The following is a 16,860-nucleotide window of genomic DNA, read 5'->3' on the forward strand; positions in this document are numbered from 1 at the left end:
GAGCTTGCCATTTCGCGCCATGCGCTTCACCATGTCAGACTCAAGAGCGCGAACGGGCCGCCATATGGGGTATGGGCTGACCAGGGCGCGGTCCATGGGGCCGGTCGCCGAAATGGTGGAGCGCTCAGGCGGCTCCATCGCCCGCGTTTTCAGGCGCGCAGAACTGCCGCTGCGCCTGATCGATGAGCCGGATCGGCTCATCTTGCTCAAGGATCAGCTCAATCTGGTCGAATGCGCGGCGCGGGAGATCGGCGACGGCGCGCTCGCCGCGCGGCTTTCCACCGAGGCCGGGTTTGCGAGCCTCGGGCGTTTAGGCCAGCGAACAAAGAGCATGCCCCGCCTCGATCGCGCCATCGCCTGCGTGAGCGAAACGATCGGTTCCTTGTTGCAATCCTCGACGCAATTCACGCTGACCGTTTCGGCGGGCAAGGCGCGATGGACCTATAGCGTGACTGATAATATCGAGGAAGGACGGCAAAAGAACGAGATGCTGGCCTTCGGCTATATGCTCGATCTGATCCGTTATTTCGCCGGACCCGGCTGGACGCCGTCGCGGCTCGCCCTCCCGGGACCGCCGCCGGCCGGCCGAACCGCCATCGAGGATGTGTTTCGCTGCGATCTTTCGCGCGGAGAAACGGCGGCGATTTTTTTCTCGGCGGATCTTCTGGACGCGCCCAACGCCAGTGCTGCCGACCCGCTCGCGGCCGTGGAAGGCGCGTTGCCCGATCCCGAGGATTTTGTCGCCTGCGCCGAGCATCTGATCGGGCTCGATTTGCTCGATGGGCGCCCGACCATCGAGCACTTGTGTCGCCGCATGGAAATGCCCCGCCGGACCCTGCAGCGGCGGCTGGCCTCGCGTGGCGTGAGTTTCGATGTTCTGCTTCAACGCGTGGCCTCGGCGCGGGCCGCCGCTATGTTGGACTCAGGCGCCAGCGCGACGGACGTCGCATTCGAGCTTGGCTATTCGGACCCGGCCCATTTTTCGCGCGCGTTCAGGAGCTGGACGGGGCAGGCGCCGCGGGAGTGGCGGGAGGGCGCGCGCCGTTGACCAGCGCTTCAAAATGAGGCGTGGCCTTATCAAGGCGACGGCTCACAAATGTATCTGCATCTTGTCCACCGCCATCGCGGCCTCGCGCACCGCTTCCGAAAGCGTCGGGTGGGCGTGGCTGGTGCGGGCGAGGTCTTCCGCCGAGCCGCCGAACTCGATCAGCACGCAGGCTTCCGCGATCATCTCGCCGGCGCCGGCGCCGATGATATGGACTCCGAGCACCCGGTCCGTCGTCGCGTCGGCGAGGATTTTTACAAATCCGTCCATGTGGCGCATGGCTCTCGCCCGCCCGTTCGCGGTGAACGGGAACTTGCCAACCTTGTAGGCGATCCCCTTGGCTTTCAGCTCTTCCTCGGTGGCGCCGACGGTGGCGATCTCCGGCATGGTGTAGACGACGCCGGGAATCGCCTCGTAATTGACGTAGCCGTGCTGGCCGCCGAGGAGTTCGGCGACGGCGATGCCTTCGTCCTCGGCCTTGTGGGCGAGCATCGGGCCGCGCACCACGTCGCCGATCGCGTAGAGTCCGGGAACATTGGTGGCGAATTTCTCGTCGATGACGACGCGCCCGCGCTCCATCGCGACGCCCAGAGCCTCAAGCCCGAGCCCGTCGGTGTAGGGCCGCCGCCCGATGGCGACGAGAGCGACGTCGGCCTGAAGGGTCAGAGCCTCGCCGCCCGCCACCGGCGCAATGCGCGCGCGAAGGCCCTCGGGGGTCTTGTCGATTTTTTCGACCTTATGGCCGAGCAGGAATTTGAACCCCTGCTTTTCGAGGATGCGCTGGAATTGCCGGGCGACTTCCGCGTCCATGCCGGGCAGGATGCGGTCGAGAAATTCGACGACGACGACCTTGCTGCCGAGCCTCGACCAGACCGAGCCGAGTTCAAGGCCGATGACGCCCGCGCCGACGACGAGGAGATTTTCCGGAGGTTCATCGAGGCTGAGAGCGCCCGTTGACGAAACGATGGATTTCTCATCGATTTCGACGCCGGGCAGCGGCGCGACGTCGGATCCCGTGGCGATGACGATATTTGTGGCGGTGAGGGTCTGCGTGGAGCCGTCGGCGGCCTTCACCTCGACCTCGCCGGGCGCCTTGATGGTCCCGAGGCCGAAGAACGCGTCGACCTTGTGCTTCTTGAGCAAAAAGCCGACGCCGTTGACGTTGGCGGCGACCGTATCGTCCTTGTGCTTCATCATGATCTGGAGGTCGAGCTGCGGCTTGTCGACGATCACGCCAAGGGCGGCGAGGTCGTGCTCCGCCTCCTCGAATTTTTCCGACGCGTAGAGCAGCGCCTTGGAGGGAATGCAGCCGATGTTGAGGCAGGTCCCGCCGTGGGTCTTGCGCTTTTCGACGACAGCGGTCTTGAGGCCGAGCTGCGCCGCGCGGATCGCGCAGACATAGCCGCCGGGGCCGGTTCCGATAACGATGAGATCGTAGGTTGGCATGAGACCTCTTGGGGCGAAGCGCATCCTGCGAGACGGACTTTTGCCTCCTCAGGACGAGCGTCTGGCGAGTGTCTAGAGCATATTCTGATCGATCGCATGATCACATTCGGCCGGAAAGCGCTCTAGATGGCGGGAGCGTCAAACATCGAGCAGGAACCGCGCGGGATCCTCTAGCGCTTCCTTGACCCTGACAAGGAACGTCACCGCCTCCTTGCCGTCGACGATGCGGTGGTCGTAGCTGAGCGCGAGATACATCATCGGGCGGATCTCGATCTTGCCGGCGACGGCGATGGGCCGCTCCTGAATCTTGTGCATGCCAAGGATGCCCGATTGCGGCGCGTTGAGGATCGGCGTCGACATCAGCGAGCCGTAGATTCCGCCGTTGGTGATGGTGAAGGTGCCGCCCTGCAACTCGTCGATCTTGAGTTGGCCGTCGCGGGCGCGCTTGCCCAGATCCGCGATGGTTTTTTCGACGCCGGCGAGGCTGAGGCGGTCGCAATCGCGCACGACAGGCACGACAAGCCCCTTTTCGGTGCCGACCGCGATGCCGAGGTGATAATAATTCTTGTAGACGAGATCATTGCCGTCGATCTCGGCGTTCACGGTCGGGATGTCCTTCAGCGCGCCGACGCAGGCTTTGACGAAAAAGCCCATGAAGCCGAGCTTGGAGCCGTGCTTTTTCTCGAACACGTCCTTGTATCTGGCGCGCAGGGCCATGACCTCGGTCATATCGACCTCGTTGAAGGTCGTCAGCATCGCGGCGGTGTTTTGCGCGTCCTTGAGGCGGCGGGCGATGGTCTGCCGCAGCCGCGTCATCGGAATGCGTTCCTCGCGCTCCGGCTCCGCCACGGCGCGGGCCGCGACAGGGGCTGGCGCAGGCGGGGGAGCGGCGGCAGGAGCATCCGCCGGCTTCGCCTCGGTGGCGGGGACAGCCGCGGGTTCAGGAATTGCCGCGGGCTTGGAAGGCGCCGTGACTGCCGTAGAGTTTGAAGACGGCGAGTTTGAAGACGCACGGGCTCCGAATTCGAGAACGTCGCCCTTCAGCACCTGGCCGCGCTTGCCGGACCCGTCGATCTCGGCCGGGTCCAGGCCGCGATCGGCGGCGATCTTGGCCGCCGCGGGCGAGGGGGAAGGCGAGCCCGCTGCAGGCGAGGAGGAGGGCGCCTCCGCCGCGATTTTCGGGGGCGGCGGCTGAATCGCCGGAGTCGGCGCGGGCGTGGGCGCAGGCGCGGCGGCGGGTTTTGGCGCAGACGTCCCGACGCCTTCGCCGATCTGCCCGAGAAGCGCGCCGACGCCGACCGTCTCGCCGCTTTTCGTGGTGATTTCCGCAAGGACTCCCGCGGCGGGAGCATTGACTTCGAGAGTCACCTTGTCGGTTTCGAGTTCGACGATGGGTTCGTCCGCCTTGACGGCGTCGCCGGTTTTTTTGAACCAGCGGCCGATCGTCGCCTCGGTCACGGATTCGCCTAGGGTCGGCACTCGGATTTCAGTCGTCATGTCATCATGCCTGCCGCCGAGCGGCTGTAGGAAGGAAAGTCGGCGCCGACAGGGCGGCCGGCTCTTGGAGAGACCGTTTTCAGGCCGCGAACACCTCGTCCAGAAAGGTCTTGAGCTGCGCGAGATGTTTCGACATCAGTCCGGTCGCGGGCGAGGCCGAGGCGGGCCGTCCGGCGTATCTTGGCCGTTTCGACTTGCCGCCGGCCTGGCCGAGCGCCCATTCGAGATAGGGCTCGACGAACGTCCAGGCGCCCATGTTCTTGGATTCTTCCTGACACCAGACGACGTTGGCGTTCTTGAATCGCGACAGGAGGACGACGAGATTCTTGAGCGGCATCGGATAGAGCTGCTCGACGCGAAGAATATACACGTCATCGGCGCCGCGCTTCTCGCGCTCTTCGAAAATGTCGTAATAGACCTTGCCCGAGCAAAGGACGACCACGCGCATCCTTGAATCCTCGACAAGTTTGATCTCCGTCCCGAGTCCGCGCTCCGCGTCATCGCGAAGAAGGCGGTGAAACGAAGAGCCGATCACGAAATCGTCGAGTTTCGAGACCGCCCGCTTGTGGCGAAGCAGCGATTTCGGCGTCATCAGGATCAGCGGCTTGCGGATGTCGCGCTTCAACTGACGTCGCAGGACATGGAAATAATTCGCCGGGGTCGTGCAATTGGCGACCTGCATGTTGTCCTCGGCGCAGAGCTGCAGATAGCGCTCGAGGCGGGCCGAAGAATGTTCCGGTCCTTGTCCCTCGTAGCCGTGCGGCAGCAGGCAGACGAGGCCCGACATGCGCAGCCATTTGCGCTCGCCGGATGAGATGAACTGATCGAACAGGACCTGGGCGCCATTGGCGAAATCGCCGAACTGCGCCTCCCAGACGGTTAGGGCGTTGGGCTCCGAGAGGGAATAGCCGTATTCGAAGCCAAGCACCGCCTCCTCGGACAGCATCGAATTGATGACTTCGTAATGCGCCTGTTCGTCCCGGATATTGTTCAACGGAATGTAGCGCGCCTCGGTCTCCTGATCGGTCAGGACCGAATGGCGCTGGCTGAACGTGCCGCGCTCGCTGTCTTGGCCCGAAAGGCGCACCGGGTGTCCTTCGTCGACCAGCGAGGCGAAGGCGAGCGTCTCCGCCATCGACCAGTCGATCCCTTCTCCGGTCTCGATCATCTTGCGCCGGTTGTCGATCAGGCGGGCGATGGTGCGATGAAGATTGAACCCTTCCGGCACCGTGGTGAGGCGGAGGCCGATTTCGGTCAGGCGGGAGCGTTCGACGCCGGTCCGCCCGCGGCGGTCGTCCTCGCCGCTGGCGAGCGCCGGTTTGAGACCGGCCCAGCGGCCATCGAGCCAGTCGGCCTTGTTTGGATGGTAGGCCTGCCCGGCCTCGAATGCGTTTTCGAGATGGTGGTGCCAGTTCGCCCGCAGCTTGTCGACTTCCCCGGCGGTCAGGATGCCCTGCGCGATCAGCTTTTCCGCGTAGATTTCGAGCGTCGTCTTGTGCGAACGGATCTTCTTATACATCAGCGGCTGGGTGAACGACGGCTCGTCGCCCTCGTTGTGCCCGAACCGGCGATAGCAGAACATGTCGATCACGACAGGCTTGTGGAATTTCTGCCGGAATTCGATCGCGATCTTGGCGGCGTAGACGACCGCTTCAGGGTCGTCCCCGTTGACGTGGATGATCGGCGCCTCGATCATTTTGGCCGTATCGGACGGATAGGGCGAGGATCGCGAAAAGCGCGGCGAGGTGGTGAAGCCGATCTGGTTGTTGATGATGAAATGGATCGAGCCGCCGGTCCGGTATCCCTTGAGGCCCGAGAGGCCGAAACATTCCGCGATGACCCCTTGACCCGCAAAAGCCGCGTCGCCGTGAATCAGCAGCGGCAGGACTCTGGTGCGTTCGACGACGTCTCCGAGCTGATCCTGCTTCGCGCGCACCTTGCCGAGAACGACCGGATCGACGATCTCGAGATGCGAGGGATTGGCGGTCAGCGACAGGTGAACCTTGTTGTTGTCGAAGTCGCGGTCGGAGGACGCGCCGAGATGATATTTGACGTCGCCTGACCCCTCGACTTCGTCGGGAGTGTAGGAGCCGCCCTTGAATTCGTGGAAGATAGCGCGATGGGGCTTGCCCATGACCTGGGAAAGCACGTTGAGACGGCCGCGATGGGCCATGCCGAGCACGATGTCGCAGACCCCGAGCGCGCCGCCGCGTTTGATGATCTGCTCGAGCGCCGGGACGATCGCCTCGCCGCCGTCGAGGCCGAACCGTTTGGTGCCGGTGTATTTGATATCCAGAAACTTCTCGAACCCCTCGGCCTCGATCAGCTTGTAGAGGATCGCGCGCTTGCCTTCGCGGGTGAACGAGATCTCCTTGCCGGGGCCCTCGATGCGCGCCTGCATCCAGCCTTTTTCGGCCGGATCGGACATATGCATGAATTCGAAGCCGATCGTGTCGCAATAGGTGCGGCGCAGGATCGGCAGCATCTCGCGGACGCTGGCGGATTCGAGCCCGAGCACGTTGTCGATGAAAATCTTGCGGTCGTAATCGGCCTCGGTGAAGCCGTAGGTCGCCGGATGCAGCTCCTCATGGTCCCGCGGAGGCTCGAGTTCGAGCGGGTCGAGACGGGCGTGCAGATGGCCGCGCATGCGATAGGCCCGGATCATCATCAGGGCGCGCACGGAATCGCGCGTCGCGCGCCGCAGATCGGCGGACGACGCCGGCGCTGAGGCCTCGGCCTTGGCCGCCCGGCTTTTGATCTTCTCGCCGATTTCCTTTGCGTCCGGCGGCCAATGCCCGTCGAGAGCGGAAACCAGTTCGCCATTGGCCGGGACCGGCCAGTTCTGCGCTTTCCAGGCCGGTCCGCGGGCGCTGCGTTCGATCGCGCCCCGATCGTCGTTCAGCGTGGCGAAGTAATCGCGCCATTCGGGGTCGACCGAGGCCGGGTCGCGCTCATAATCGGCGTAAAGTTGCTCTACATAGGCGGCGTTGCCGCCGTATAGAAACGACAGTTTCGCGAAGGCCGCATTCGGCGGAGAGCGTCCGGCGCTTGCGCCCCCCGATCCGTTCGCGTTTCCACTGCCATCCTGGCGCGCCATCGTCGTCTCCATCGGACCAAGCTCGATCCCTGATTTCCAAGCTTGGGCGTTCGGCCCTCTGGAGCGCTTTCCAATCGCATGCAATCATGCGATCGAGCATAAATCGCTCCAGAATCAAAGGCTTGAGCATAGTCTTGTCGATTGGATTGATTCAATCCGATCGGAATATGCTCCAGATCCGCGTCCGGACCGGCCATGTCTATCGGGCAAACCTCAAGGGAGGGAAGCGTTTAATCTCCCTCGCGCATCACCCTAAAATATTATCCTGTAACCTAACAGCAATACCGGGCCCCCGAATTCAAGCCTGCGTTATCAGACTGATCTCATATTTGACGCGCCCTCGCCCAACAAGAGACGGGCGTCTTTCACCCTTTGAGGATTTCAGCGAGGGTCTTGGCGAGCCGGGCGGGCGACGGGGAGACCTTAATGCCCGCGGCCTGCATCGCGGCGATCTTGCCGTCCGCGCCGCCCTTGCCTCCCGCGATGATGGCGCCGGCGTGGCCCATCCGGCGTCCGGGCGGCGCGGTGCTGCCGGCGATAAAGCCCGCGATCGGCTTCTTGCGCCCGCGCCTGGCTTCGTCGGCGATGAACTGGGCGGCGTCTTCCTCGGCCGATCCGCCGATTTCGCCGATCATGATAATGGATTTCGTCTCGGGGTCGGCGAGAAACAATTCGAGGATCTCGATGAATTCGGCGCCTTTGACGGGATCGCCGCCGATGCCGACAGCGGTCGTCTGCCCAAGACCCTCGCAGGTCGTCTGGAAGACGGCCTCATAGGTGAGGGTTCCGGATCGCGACACGACCCCGACCGAACCCTTTTTGAAGATATTGCCGGGCATGATGCCGATCTTGCATTCGCCGGCTGTCATCACGCCGGGGCAGTTCGGGCCGATCAGCCGCGATTTCGAGCCCGAGAGCGCGCGCTTGACCTTGACCATGTCCAGGACGGGGATGCCCTCGGTGATGCAGACGATCAGCGGAATTTCGGCGTCGATCGCTTCGCAGATGGCGTCCGCCGCCCCCGGCGGAGGGACATAGATCACGGAAGCCTCGGCGCCGGTCGCCTCGCGCGCCTCGGCGACCGTGTCGAACACCGGAAGCCCGAGATGGGTCGCGCCGCCCTTGCCGGGCGAGACTCCGCCGACCATCCTGGTGCCGTAGGCGATCGCCTGTTCAGTGTGGAACGTGCCGTTTTTCCCGGTGAAGCCCTGGCAAATGACCTTGGTGTCGCGGCTGACGAGAATGGACATCGGTTCAGGCTTTCTTGACCGCGGCGACGATCTTCTGGGCGGCGTCGTCGAGATCGTCGGCGGAAATGACGTCGAGACCCGAGTCGGCGATGATCTTCTTGCCAAGCTCGACATTGGTGCCTTCGAGCCGCACCACAAGAGGCACTTCGAGCCCGACGCCCTTGACCGCGGCGATGACGCCTTCGGCGATCACGTCGCATTTCATGATCCCGCCGAAGATGTTGACCAGGATGCCTTTGACCTGCGGGTCGGCGGTGATGATCTTGAACGCGGCGGTGACCTTGTCCTTGGTCGCGCCGCCGCCGACGTCGAGGAAGTTCGCCGGCTCCGCGCCGTAATATTTGATGATGTCCATGGTGGCCATGGCGAGTCCCGCGCCGTTCACCATGCAGCCGATCGCGCCGTCGAGCGCGACATAGCTCAGATCATGTTTGGAGGCCTCGATCTCCTTTGGGTCCTCCTCGGTCTCGTCGCGCAGCGCGACGATGTCGGGATGGCGGTAGAGCGCGTTCGAGTCGAAGGAGATCTTGGCGTCGAGGCACATGATCTGCCCCTCGCCGGAAACGATCAGCGGATTGATCTCAAGCATCGCCATGTCCTTGGCGATGAACGCGGCGTACAGCTGGGCGGTCAGGGTTTCGGCCTGCTGGGCGAGGCCGCCGCTGAGGCCGAGGGCCTTGGCGATCGCCCGGCCGTGATGAGGCATGACCCCCGTCGCCGGATCGACCGAGAAGGTGACGATCTTATCCGGGGTATGGCGCGCGACCTCCTCGATGTCCATGCCGCCCTCGGTCGACACGACGAAAGCCACCCGGCTCGTCGCCCGGTCGACGAGGAGCGAAAGATAGAATTCCTTCGCGATATTCGCGCCTTGTTCGAGATAAAGCCGATTGACCTGCTTCCCGGCCGGGCCGGTCTGCGCGGTCACGAGAGTCTTGCCGAGCATCTGGGCGGCGTAGGCTTCGACCTGCGCCACCGATTTCGCCAGCCGGACGCCGCCTTCGTCGCCGGCTTCCTTCTCGGTGAATTTGCCCTTGCCGCGCCCTCCGGCATGAATTTGCGACTTCACCACCCAGAGCGGACCGCCGAGCTCCCGCGCGGCGGCGCCTGCGTCGCTCGCCTTGAGAATCGCGACGCCGCGGGAGACGGGAACGCCGAATTCCTTCAGAACGCCCTTGGCCTGGTATTCGTGAACATTCATGCCGATGTCCCGTACTGACCAAGCTCCGCCGCCGGCCCCATGCCGCTGCTGAACCGGTTGCGATACAAGGCGAACCGGACGATAGCGCCGTCGGCCGGTCGAGGGAGGCACCGTCGCCTTTCTGGCGGAACGCGATCGCCACGCAATCGGCGGCTCTGCGCCCCGCGGCAAAAGTGCGGCGCCGCGCTCATACCCTTTACTAGATCAACCTTGGAGCCCGCGCCATAGGTCATTCGGTCGGACGGCGGGTTTTCTCCCATTCCGCCCTAGCTTCAGCCGGCGAAGGCCGGATTGATGACTTTGCACGCGTCGACAAGCGAGCGGACGGAGGCCACCGACTTGTCGAACATCTGCTGCTCGGCAAGGTCGAGCTTGACCTCGACGATTTTTTCGACGCCGCCCGCGCCGATCACGACGGGCACGCCGACATAGAGATTGTCGACGCCGTACTCGCCCTCGAGCTTGGCCGCGCAGGGCAACACCCGGCGCTTGTCCTTGAGGTAGGATTCAGCCATCGCGATCGCCGCCGCCGCCGGCGCATAAAAGGCCGATCCGGTCTTGAGCAGGTTGACGATCTCGCCGCCGCCTTTGCGGGTGCGGTCAATGATCGAGTCAAGACGTTCCTGCGTCGTCCAGCCCATCTTGACGAGATCGGGCAGGGGAATCCCCGCCACCGTGGAATAGCGGACCGACGGAACCATGTCGTCGCCATGGCCGCCGAGAACGAAGGCCGTCACGTCTTCGACCGAAACCTTGAATTCCTCCGACAGGAAATAGCGGAACCGGGCCGAATCAAGGACGCCCGCCATGCCCACGATCTTTTTCGCGGGAAGCCCGGACGACTTCTGAAGCGCCCAGACCATCGCGTCGAGCGGGTTGGTGATGCAGATCACGAAAGCGGCGGGCGCATATTTTTTGATGCCGTCGCCGACCGCCTCCATCACCTTGAGATTGATCCCTAGCAGGTCGTCGCGGCTCATTCCCGGCTTCCGGGGAACGCCGGCGGTGACGACGATGACGTCGGCGCCCTCGATATCGGCATAGGAATTCGCGCCCTTCAGCGCCGCGTTGAAGCCGTTGACCGGCCCCGATTCGGCGAGGTCGAGCGCCTTGCCCTGGGGCGTACCCTCCGCAATATCGAAAAGAACAATGTCGCCGAGTTCCTTCAAAGCAGCGAGATGGGCCAGTGTTCCGCCGATCTGACCGGCCCCGATCAATGCGATCTTGCTACGCGCCATTTTTTATCCGTCCTTGTCAGTCGCCGGTCCCGGCAGGGGGTCGGCTCTATCTCTGAGGGTGAGAAATGTTTACCGGCTTGAGAGGGCCGCCCAAGGAGGGCGCTCGGGCGTCAGGCGTTCTGAAGTCTTCCCTGATCCTTTATTTTCGTTACGTTTTGATGAGATCCGCTTTCACTTTGGCCCCTTACGGGCAATTTGGGGGCCAGTCGCAAACCTTGACGTTAGCCGAGTTCCAGGTGGATCGCTAGAGTGCTTTCCGATCGCATGAAGGCATGCGATCGACAAGAAATCGCTTCAGAGTCAAAGACTTGAGCGGAATCTTGTCGATTGGATTGATTCAATCCGATCGGAATATGCTCTAGGCGGCGAACCGGCGGGGGTGACGCAATATCGGTCGAATTGGCCGAAAAAAGGTCATTTGCCGGACCAGATCTTATCTCCCCGCTCTTCCCTGCGCGAAAGCGGCGGTCAGGTCTCGACCAGTCCGCTCGCGTCGCCGGACCCGGCTGAATCGATCGAGCCATGCGGCAGCCCAAGATAGGCGGTGGAGCGCATTTCGATAAGCCGCGAGGCGGTGCGTTTGAATTCGAAGGCTTCCCGTCCCTCGGCGCTGGGATAGAGCCCCGCGGGTTCGGCTTCTGCGGACGCGACAAGCTTGACGTGGCGGTCGTAGAGCGTGTCGATCAACGTGATGAAGCGGCGCGCTTCGTCGCGGCGCGACGCATCGAGAACCGGGATGGCGTCGAGGATCAGCGTGTGAAACTGCCGCGCGATGGCGAGAAAATCCGCCGGGCCGAGGGAAGCGCCGCAGAGGTCCGCGAACGAGCAGCGGGCGACATGGCCATGCGCCTCCGGCAGGCGCAATTCGCGGCCGAGGATGTCCAGCGTCATGGGAGCGCCGCGATCGACGCCGGTCAGCGCCTTGAAGGCCTCCGTCAGGGCCGCGGCCGACTTCGCGTCGGGCGGCACGTAATAGACGATCCGATCCGCAAGCTTTTCAAGCCGGAAGTCGGCGCGGGCGGAAAGATGCACGACCTCCATCCGGGATTCGATCAGATCGATGAACGGCAGGAACAGCGCGCGATTGAGGCCGTCCTTATAGAGTTTGGAGGGCTCGACGTTGGACGTCGCGACAATGACGGCGCCACGGGCGAACAGCGCGGCGAAAAGCCGCCCGAGGATCATCGCGTCCGTGATGTCCGTGACGCTGAACTCGTCGAAACAGAGCAGGCGGGCCTCGCCGGCGATCACATCCGCGACAAAGGCGATCGGATCGTCGCCTTTTGCGCCGGTCCGCTTCAGCTCCTGACGGCGGGCGTGAATCCTCGCGTGAACCTCCGCCATGAAGGCGTGAAAATGCACGCGGCGCTTTGGCATGGCCGGCGCCTTCTCGAAAAACAGATCCATCAGCATCGTCTTGCCGCGCCCGACAGAGCCCCAGATATAGAGGCCCCGCAGGGGAGCGGCGGGTTTGCCTTTGCCGAGGAATGCGTCAAGCAACCTGAGGCGCGGTCTGGCGCCGCGCCCGGTTGCGGCGTCGCGCAGCTCGACCCTCAGATGGTCAAGCTTGCGAAGCACGCTGTGCTGGCCGCCATCGAGTTCGATGAGGCCGCCGCGGACTTTTTCAGCATATAGCTCGATGAGCGAACCTGGCACCGCACCCCCAAAACTGTCTTTGGCGCGGATTTTCCTCGAGGTCCGCATAAGGCGAAGCTTCGCCTTTTTTTCTTCTCCGCTGCAATCGCTAAATTTAATTTTTGCGTCACCTTACAGATCGGCGAAGGGCAAACGCGGGCTCTGCGACGCAAGCCTCGCGCAACGATCTCGCCTTTTTCTGCTCGCATTCTAAAAATATATACGATTCGTAAGGTTGATTTTCGTAATGTCGTTAGTGAGTTGGCGACATTTGTCGCCGCTGCGTGAATGAAAGAGGGAGACCTGAGAGATGATCCATAAAGGTGGGATGCGAGCTATCGCTGTTTCCGTCGCCCTTTTTGGAGTCGCGTCTCAGGTTTCGGCGGCGCCGTTTTTCGAACACAAACCCACAAAAGGCGAACCTGCCTTCGTCGGCGCGGACGTCACACCCGTCGTTGTTTTCGGCAAGAACAGCCGGCGCGGCGTCGAGGAATTCGCCGCCGAAAATCACCTTGACGCGAGCGCGCTCCAGCGGAAATTCACCGCCTCGGGGCTTATCGAATGCGGGGCCGCGCATGGCGCGGGGCAGCTCACGCTGACCGATGATCTGGTGACGACCGCCGCGCATGTGTTCTTCGACGAAAAAGGCGCGCCCCGCGCAAAATCCTGCGTCTTCGTCATCGAATCCAACGGCGCGCAGATCCGCACGCCGATTGATCTCAATTCGATCGTCGCCGGCAGCACGGATCCTTACGCCATCGAGGCGGTCCACGATTGGGCGGTCGCCCGTTTGACGCGGCCGATCCATGGCGTGACGCCTTATGGCCTGGCCGACGCCGCGCGGCCGAACACGCCGGCGGAATTCGTCGCGCGCGGCCATATCGATTGGGGCGACGGCCGCAGGCTTTCGATGGAGAAATGCACGCTCCATGACCAGTTGGCGGCTGGCGAGGAAGGCACCCGTGAATTTTCGTTCGATTGCGAGACGGGCGACGGCGCTTCGGGCGGAGCGGTGCTCGCAGGCGCGGACGATCCGGTGATCGAGGCCGTTCTGGTTGGATGGCGCAGCAACAGACCTTTCCGTTCGGCGCCGTTCTCGCGCAGCCATTATAATTTCGCCGTCACGATCGAGGGGGATTTCAAGAAGGCGGTCGTTGACGCCTCAAAGAAAGTCATGGTTTCCAAATAGCCTTTTGGCCCGATCTCAAAGCCTTGTCTGGCCAAGACAGCTGCGCGGATGAGAGGTTGACCTCACGCGGCCGCCCATTCCCGGATCGAGTTTTTGTGACCTCCCCGGCCGCCGCGCGATAGAGCGCCTACCACCGCATCAAGGCGCTTCCCCAGGTCATGCCGGCGCCGATCGCCATCATCGCGATGAGGTCGCCTTCCTTGAGGCGCCCGGCCCGATTGGCCTCGTCGAGAGAGATCGGCAGCGATGCGCTCGACGTGTTGCCGTACCGCTCCAGATTCATCCAGCATTTCTCGAGAGGAACGCCGAGCCGCTCCAGCACGGATTCAACGATGCGGGCGTTGGCCTGATGCGAGACGATGTGGTCGATGTCGTCCACGCGAAAGCCGTTGGCGTCCAGGGCCTCGAGAATGGCGGGAGGCAGAACCCTGATCGCGAATTTATAGATCTCACGGCCGTTCATCGCGATCTTATGCATGTTCTTGGAAAGGACTTCCTCGGACTGAGGATATTGGCTGCCGCCTCCTGGGATGGTCAAAATGCCCGCAGCTGATCCATCCGAATGAAGATGGGTGGACATTAAGCCGCGTTTCGCGTCGGGCGTCGGTCCGACGACCATCGCTCCCGCCGCATCCCCGAAAAGGACGCAGGTGTTGCGGTCGGTCCAGTCGACGAGGCGGCTTAAAAGCTCGGCGCCAATGACAAGAACGCGTTTCGCCTGTCCGGCGCGGATGAACTGATCGGCGATGCTCAATCCGAATAGCGATCCCGCGCAGGCCGCCGAAACATCGAAGGCGAAAGCGCGAACAGCTCCAAGCTTGGCTTGAACGAGGACCGCGCACGACGGAAGCGGCATGTCGGCCGAAACGGTGGCCACGATGATCATGTCGAGATCTTCGGCCCGACATCCGGCCATGGCGAGCGCCTGCCGGGCGGCGACGACCGCCATGTCCGAGGTGACTTCCCCCTCAGCGGCGATGCGGCGTTGTTTGATGCCAGTACGGTCGCTGATCCACTGGTCCGTGGTGGCGACCATTTTTTCGAGGTCCTGGTTTGTCAAAATCCGCTTTGGAGCATAGGCGCCAGTCCCGAGAATATGGGAATGTATCAATCCCTTGGCCCCTTTTCACCACGGTGGGCGAGCAAAGCCGCGCCGGGCGGCTGGACCTACGGGATAAGCTGAATCGCCGTCCTCCGCCACCTGTTCCCTCCCGATCACGGGCGAGAAGCGGCTTAAAGGCTTCAATTGTCGTTAATATTTTGCAACATACGCCCGCCTGCGGATCGTCGGGCTTCAGGAAGAAAGGCGTGTGGCGTTTTTCCGAGCCTTGCGTGTTCCCCCAATTTTAACGCCGGCGCCGGGAACTGAGGAGCACGATATCGCTTGGGTTCAGCTCGTAATTTTGCTGTAGAAACTCGATGGTTCCCCGGGCGGCGCGCAACGCGTTATTATTCACCCGAGGTCTGACGGCCGCCAAAGTCCAGTTCGCGGAGCCGGCGGCGTTTTCGCGAGGCTGCACAATGACTTCGCTCACCTGCTCGAACCCAGCGCATTTCTTCAAGGTTTGCAAGCAAACCATCTGAAGCTCTGTGCAGGATCGAACTTCTCTTGTGCGCATGTTGGTAGCCAATACGTCACTCCATTTGTTATGCTGCAAGATAAAAAATATTCAAATATAGATGAAAACACATGACTTGTTTGAAGTCTTCTTATATCAAGATAAGAAGTATTATCGTCTATCGTAAATTACAAATTCCCTTGAGTATCAAGGGCGGGTGGGTACGAAGGGAGCGACGACAAGTGTTTAAGCTCGGCTTTTTCCCGACCTGATATTGCAATTAACGCAATATCAGCGCGTGAGTTCCGTTATTGATGCGCGGGTGAGGATGTTTCGCAGCTGGCGCTAGCGCCCCCTTCCGGGATTCATCATCGCGCCTTGTCGCTCTTTCCGATCGCATGAAATCATGCGATCGATCAGAAATCGCTCCAGAGTCAAAAGCTTGAGCACAATCTTCTCAATCGGATTGATTCCTTCCGATCAAGAAGACTATTCTCTAGTCGCGCTATCCCGGCGCATGTGCTTGACCAGATGGGTATGGATTGACTACCCTTGACGAATCGTCCGGGAATCCCTTCGGACGCGGAAGGGAATGAACGTCCATGATTTTTGGCGTTTTGGTTGGCATAGCGCTCACGGTAGGCGTGGCCTATGCGCTGGATTATACGCAGGGCCCCCTGGTGGGGCATCTGGTGAACTGGGATGTGGTGCAGCGCCGGTTGAAGGTTCTGTCTTCGAACATACAGGCCGGGTGGTCGAAGCTCACCAACCGCTAAGGGACAGAATCGTTCAGGGAACGCTCATTCGACGACCTCGTTGGGGTAGACGCCCCAGAGGTCGGATTGCTGGATGAAGCCGTTAAACCCTTCGCCGAAGACCTTGCACCATCCCCCGTCGCAGCTGCGCACATTGGCCAGAACATTGGGTTGAAGTTTCGCGACAGACGCTGATTGAGCGTCCGCTTTCGCATAAAGGATCGATTCGCCGCCCTTCTTCCAGGGCGTGACGAGCGCGGTGCGTCGGCCCGACAGAAGCGAATGAAGCACCCATCCTTCGGCGCCTTCCGAATCGCGGACTCTGCGCCAGATCTCGAATTCCGCGGTGATCTCGACGGGAAGGCCCGCGCGCTGGAAGACCCATGTCGTCCGATGATCCTTGGAGGGGCCTTCACGGAGATTCACGCGGTCCGATTTCAGGCTGACATAGCGCGGGACGGGAAGGCCGCTCGCTGATCCGTGCTGCTCGGCCTTGGCCGCATCAACGCAAACGAGAAGCGCCACGGCCGCGGCGACAGGAGCCGCCGCTCTTTTGAGCGCCCGCGTCCACAAACGAAATATCCTGCTAGCGCCCACCGCCCGTCCTCATTCAATTCCGCCTCGTCAGGCAATTTATCTTTTCGCTTCGTCAAGGGCCGCGACGCCGCCCGGTCGAGGGCTCGCCCTGCGCCGCCCCGATCAAATGTGAAGTTCCCAACTCGACGGATAAGCTCTAGCGGTCTGAAATTCCACGCTCGGTCGAAAGTCTATCCGGCGTTCTTGTCTTTGGGTCGCCATCTGCTACAGAGGCCCAAGCAAGCGCCTCGACTCTGACGTTTTATTCTTTTGCCCCGGGTTTCCTTAAGGCGGGGTGAAGAAGGGGCGCGTTGGCCGCGCAGCCTGGAAAGGTCGGCGCTGTCATGCGCGCGCCCAAACCTGCGCGCGGGC

At 62.3% G+C, this 16,860-nt stretch carries 12 protein-coding genes; 3 read left to right on the plus strand and 9 right to left on the minus strand.

The genetic code is table 11. The features are described 5' to 3' along the window. The first annotated feature begins 94 nt into the window (after nt 1-94). Nucleotides 95-1,048, plus strand: coding sequence for an AraC family transcriptional regulator (locus BM177_RS20040; protein ID WP_175492580.1), 954 nt, complete (start codon nt 95-97; stop codon nt 1,046-1,048). A 42-nt stretch (nt 1,049-1,090) separates the two neighbouring features. On the opposite strand, the gene lpdA is transcribed toward BM177_RS20040, so the two are convergent. The 7 genes from lpdA to zapE form a co-directional block, all read right to left on the minus strand. Then, a complete protein-coding gene (gene lpdA / locus BM177_RS11375) occupies nt 1,091-2,491 on the minus strand; it encodes a dihydrolipoyl dehydrogenase (RefSeq protein ID WP_091682373.1) in 1,401 nt (466 codons plus the stop codon). Between the two features lie 138 nt (nt 2,492-2,629). Next, on the minus strand, nt 2,630-3,988 hold the full coding sequence (odhB, locus tag BM177_RS11380) for a 2-oxoglutarate dehydrogenase complex dihydrolipoyllysine-residue succinyltransferase (RefSeq protein ID WP_091682374.1): 1,359 nt from the start codon (nt 3,986-3,988) through the stop codon (nt 2,630-2,632). Nucleotides 3,989-4,067: 79 nt separating this feature from the next. Beyond that, the gene (locus BM177_RS11385; RefSeq protein ID WP_091682569.1) at nt 4,068-7,085 is read right to left on the minus strand and encodes a 2-oxoglutarate dehydrogenase E1 component; all 3,018 of its coding nucleotides are present in this window, start codon (nt 7,083-7,085) and stop codon (nt 4,068-4,070) included. Between the two features lie 365 nt (nt 7,086-7,450). Next, nucleotides 7,451-8,335 carry a succinate--CoA ligase subunit alpha gene (gene sucD, locus BM177_RS11390; protein WP_091682375.1) on the minus strand — a complete coding sequence of 295 codons (885 nt, stop codon included), beginning with the start codon at nt 8,333-8,335 and terminating at the stop codon, nt 7,451-7,453. Between the two features lie 4 nt (nt 8,336-8,339). Beyond that, nucleotides 8,340-9,536, minus strand: a complete 1,197-nt coding sequence (sucC, locus tag BM177_RS11395) for an ADP-forming succinate--CoA ligase subunit beta (RefSeq protein ID WP_091682376.1) — start codon at nt 9,534-9,536, stop codon at nt 8,340-8,342. A gap of 272 nt (nt 9,537-9,808) precedes the next feature. Beyond that, the gene (gene mdh, locus BM177_RS11400) at nt 9,809-10,774 is read right to left on the minus strand and encodes a malate dehydrogenase (RefSeq protein WP_091682379.1); all 966 of its coding nucleotides are present in this window, start codon (nt 10,772-10,774) and stop codon (nt 9,809-9,811) included. Between the two features lie 468 nt (nt 10,775-11,242). Beyond that, nucleotides 11,243-12,478 carry a cell division protein ZapE gene (gene zapE, locus BM177_RS11410; protein WP_091682385.1) on the minus strand — a complete coding sequence of 412 codons (1,236 nt, stop codon included), beginning with the start codon at nt 12,476-12,478 and terminating at the stop codon, nt 11,243-11,245. A 241-nt stretch (nt 12,479-12,719) separates the two neighbouring features. Here zapE and BM177_RS11415 point away from each other — a divergent pair, with 241 nt between their 5' ends. Then, nucleotides 12,720-13,598: a trypsin-like peptidase domain-containing protein gene (locus BM177_RS11415; protein ID WP_091682387.1), complete on the plus strand. Its 879-nt coding sequence runs from the start codon at nt 12,720-12,722 to the stop codon at nt 13,596-13,598. 127 nt (nt 13,599-13,725) lie between these two features. Here BM177_RS11415 and BM177_RS11420 read toward each other — a convergent pair whose 3' ends face one another. Next, a complete protein-coding gene (locus BM177_RS11420) occupies nt 13,726-14,709 on the minus strand; it encodes a beta-ketoacyl-ACP synthase III (RefSeq protein ID WP_091682394.1) in 984 nt (327 codons plus the stop codon). A 1,050-nt stretch (nt 14,710-15,759) separates the two neighbouring features. Here BM177_RS11420 and BM177_RS20045 point away from each other — a divergent pair. Further along, nucleotides 15,760-15,933 carry a hypothetical protein gene (locus tag BM177_RS20045; protein WP_175492582.1) on the plus strand — a complete coding sequence of 58 codons (174 nt, stop codon included), beginning with the start codon at nt 15,760-15,762 and terminating at the stop codon, nt 15,931-15,933. 24 nt (nt 15,934-15,957) lie between these two features. On the opposite strand, the gene BM177_RS11430 is transcribed toward BM177_RS20045, so the two are convergent. Next, complete coding sequence (locus BM177_RS11430; protein WP_425284390.1) at nt 15,958-16,485, minus strand: SH3 domain-containing protein; 528 nt, start codon at nt 16,483-16,485, stop codon at nt 15,958-15,960. Nucleotides 16,486-16,860: the final 375 nt, after the last annotated feature.

The sequence above is a fragment of the Methylocapsa palsarum genome (assembly GCF_900114285.1).
In the GTDB taxonomy this organism is placed as follows: Bacteria; Pseudomonadota; Alphaproteobacteria; order Rhizobiales; family Beijerinckiaceae; genus Methylocapsa; species Methylocapsa palsarum.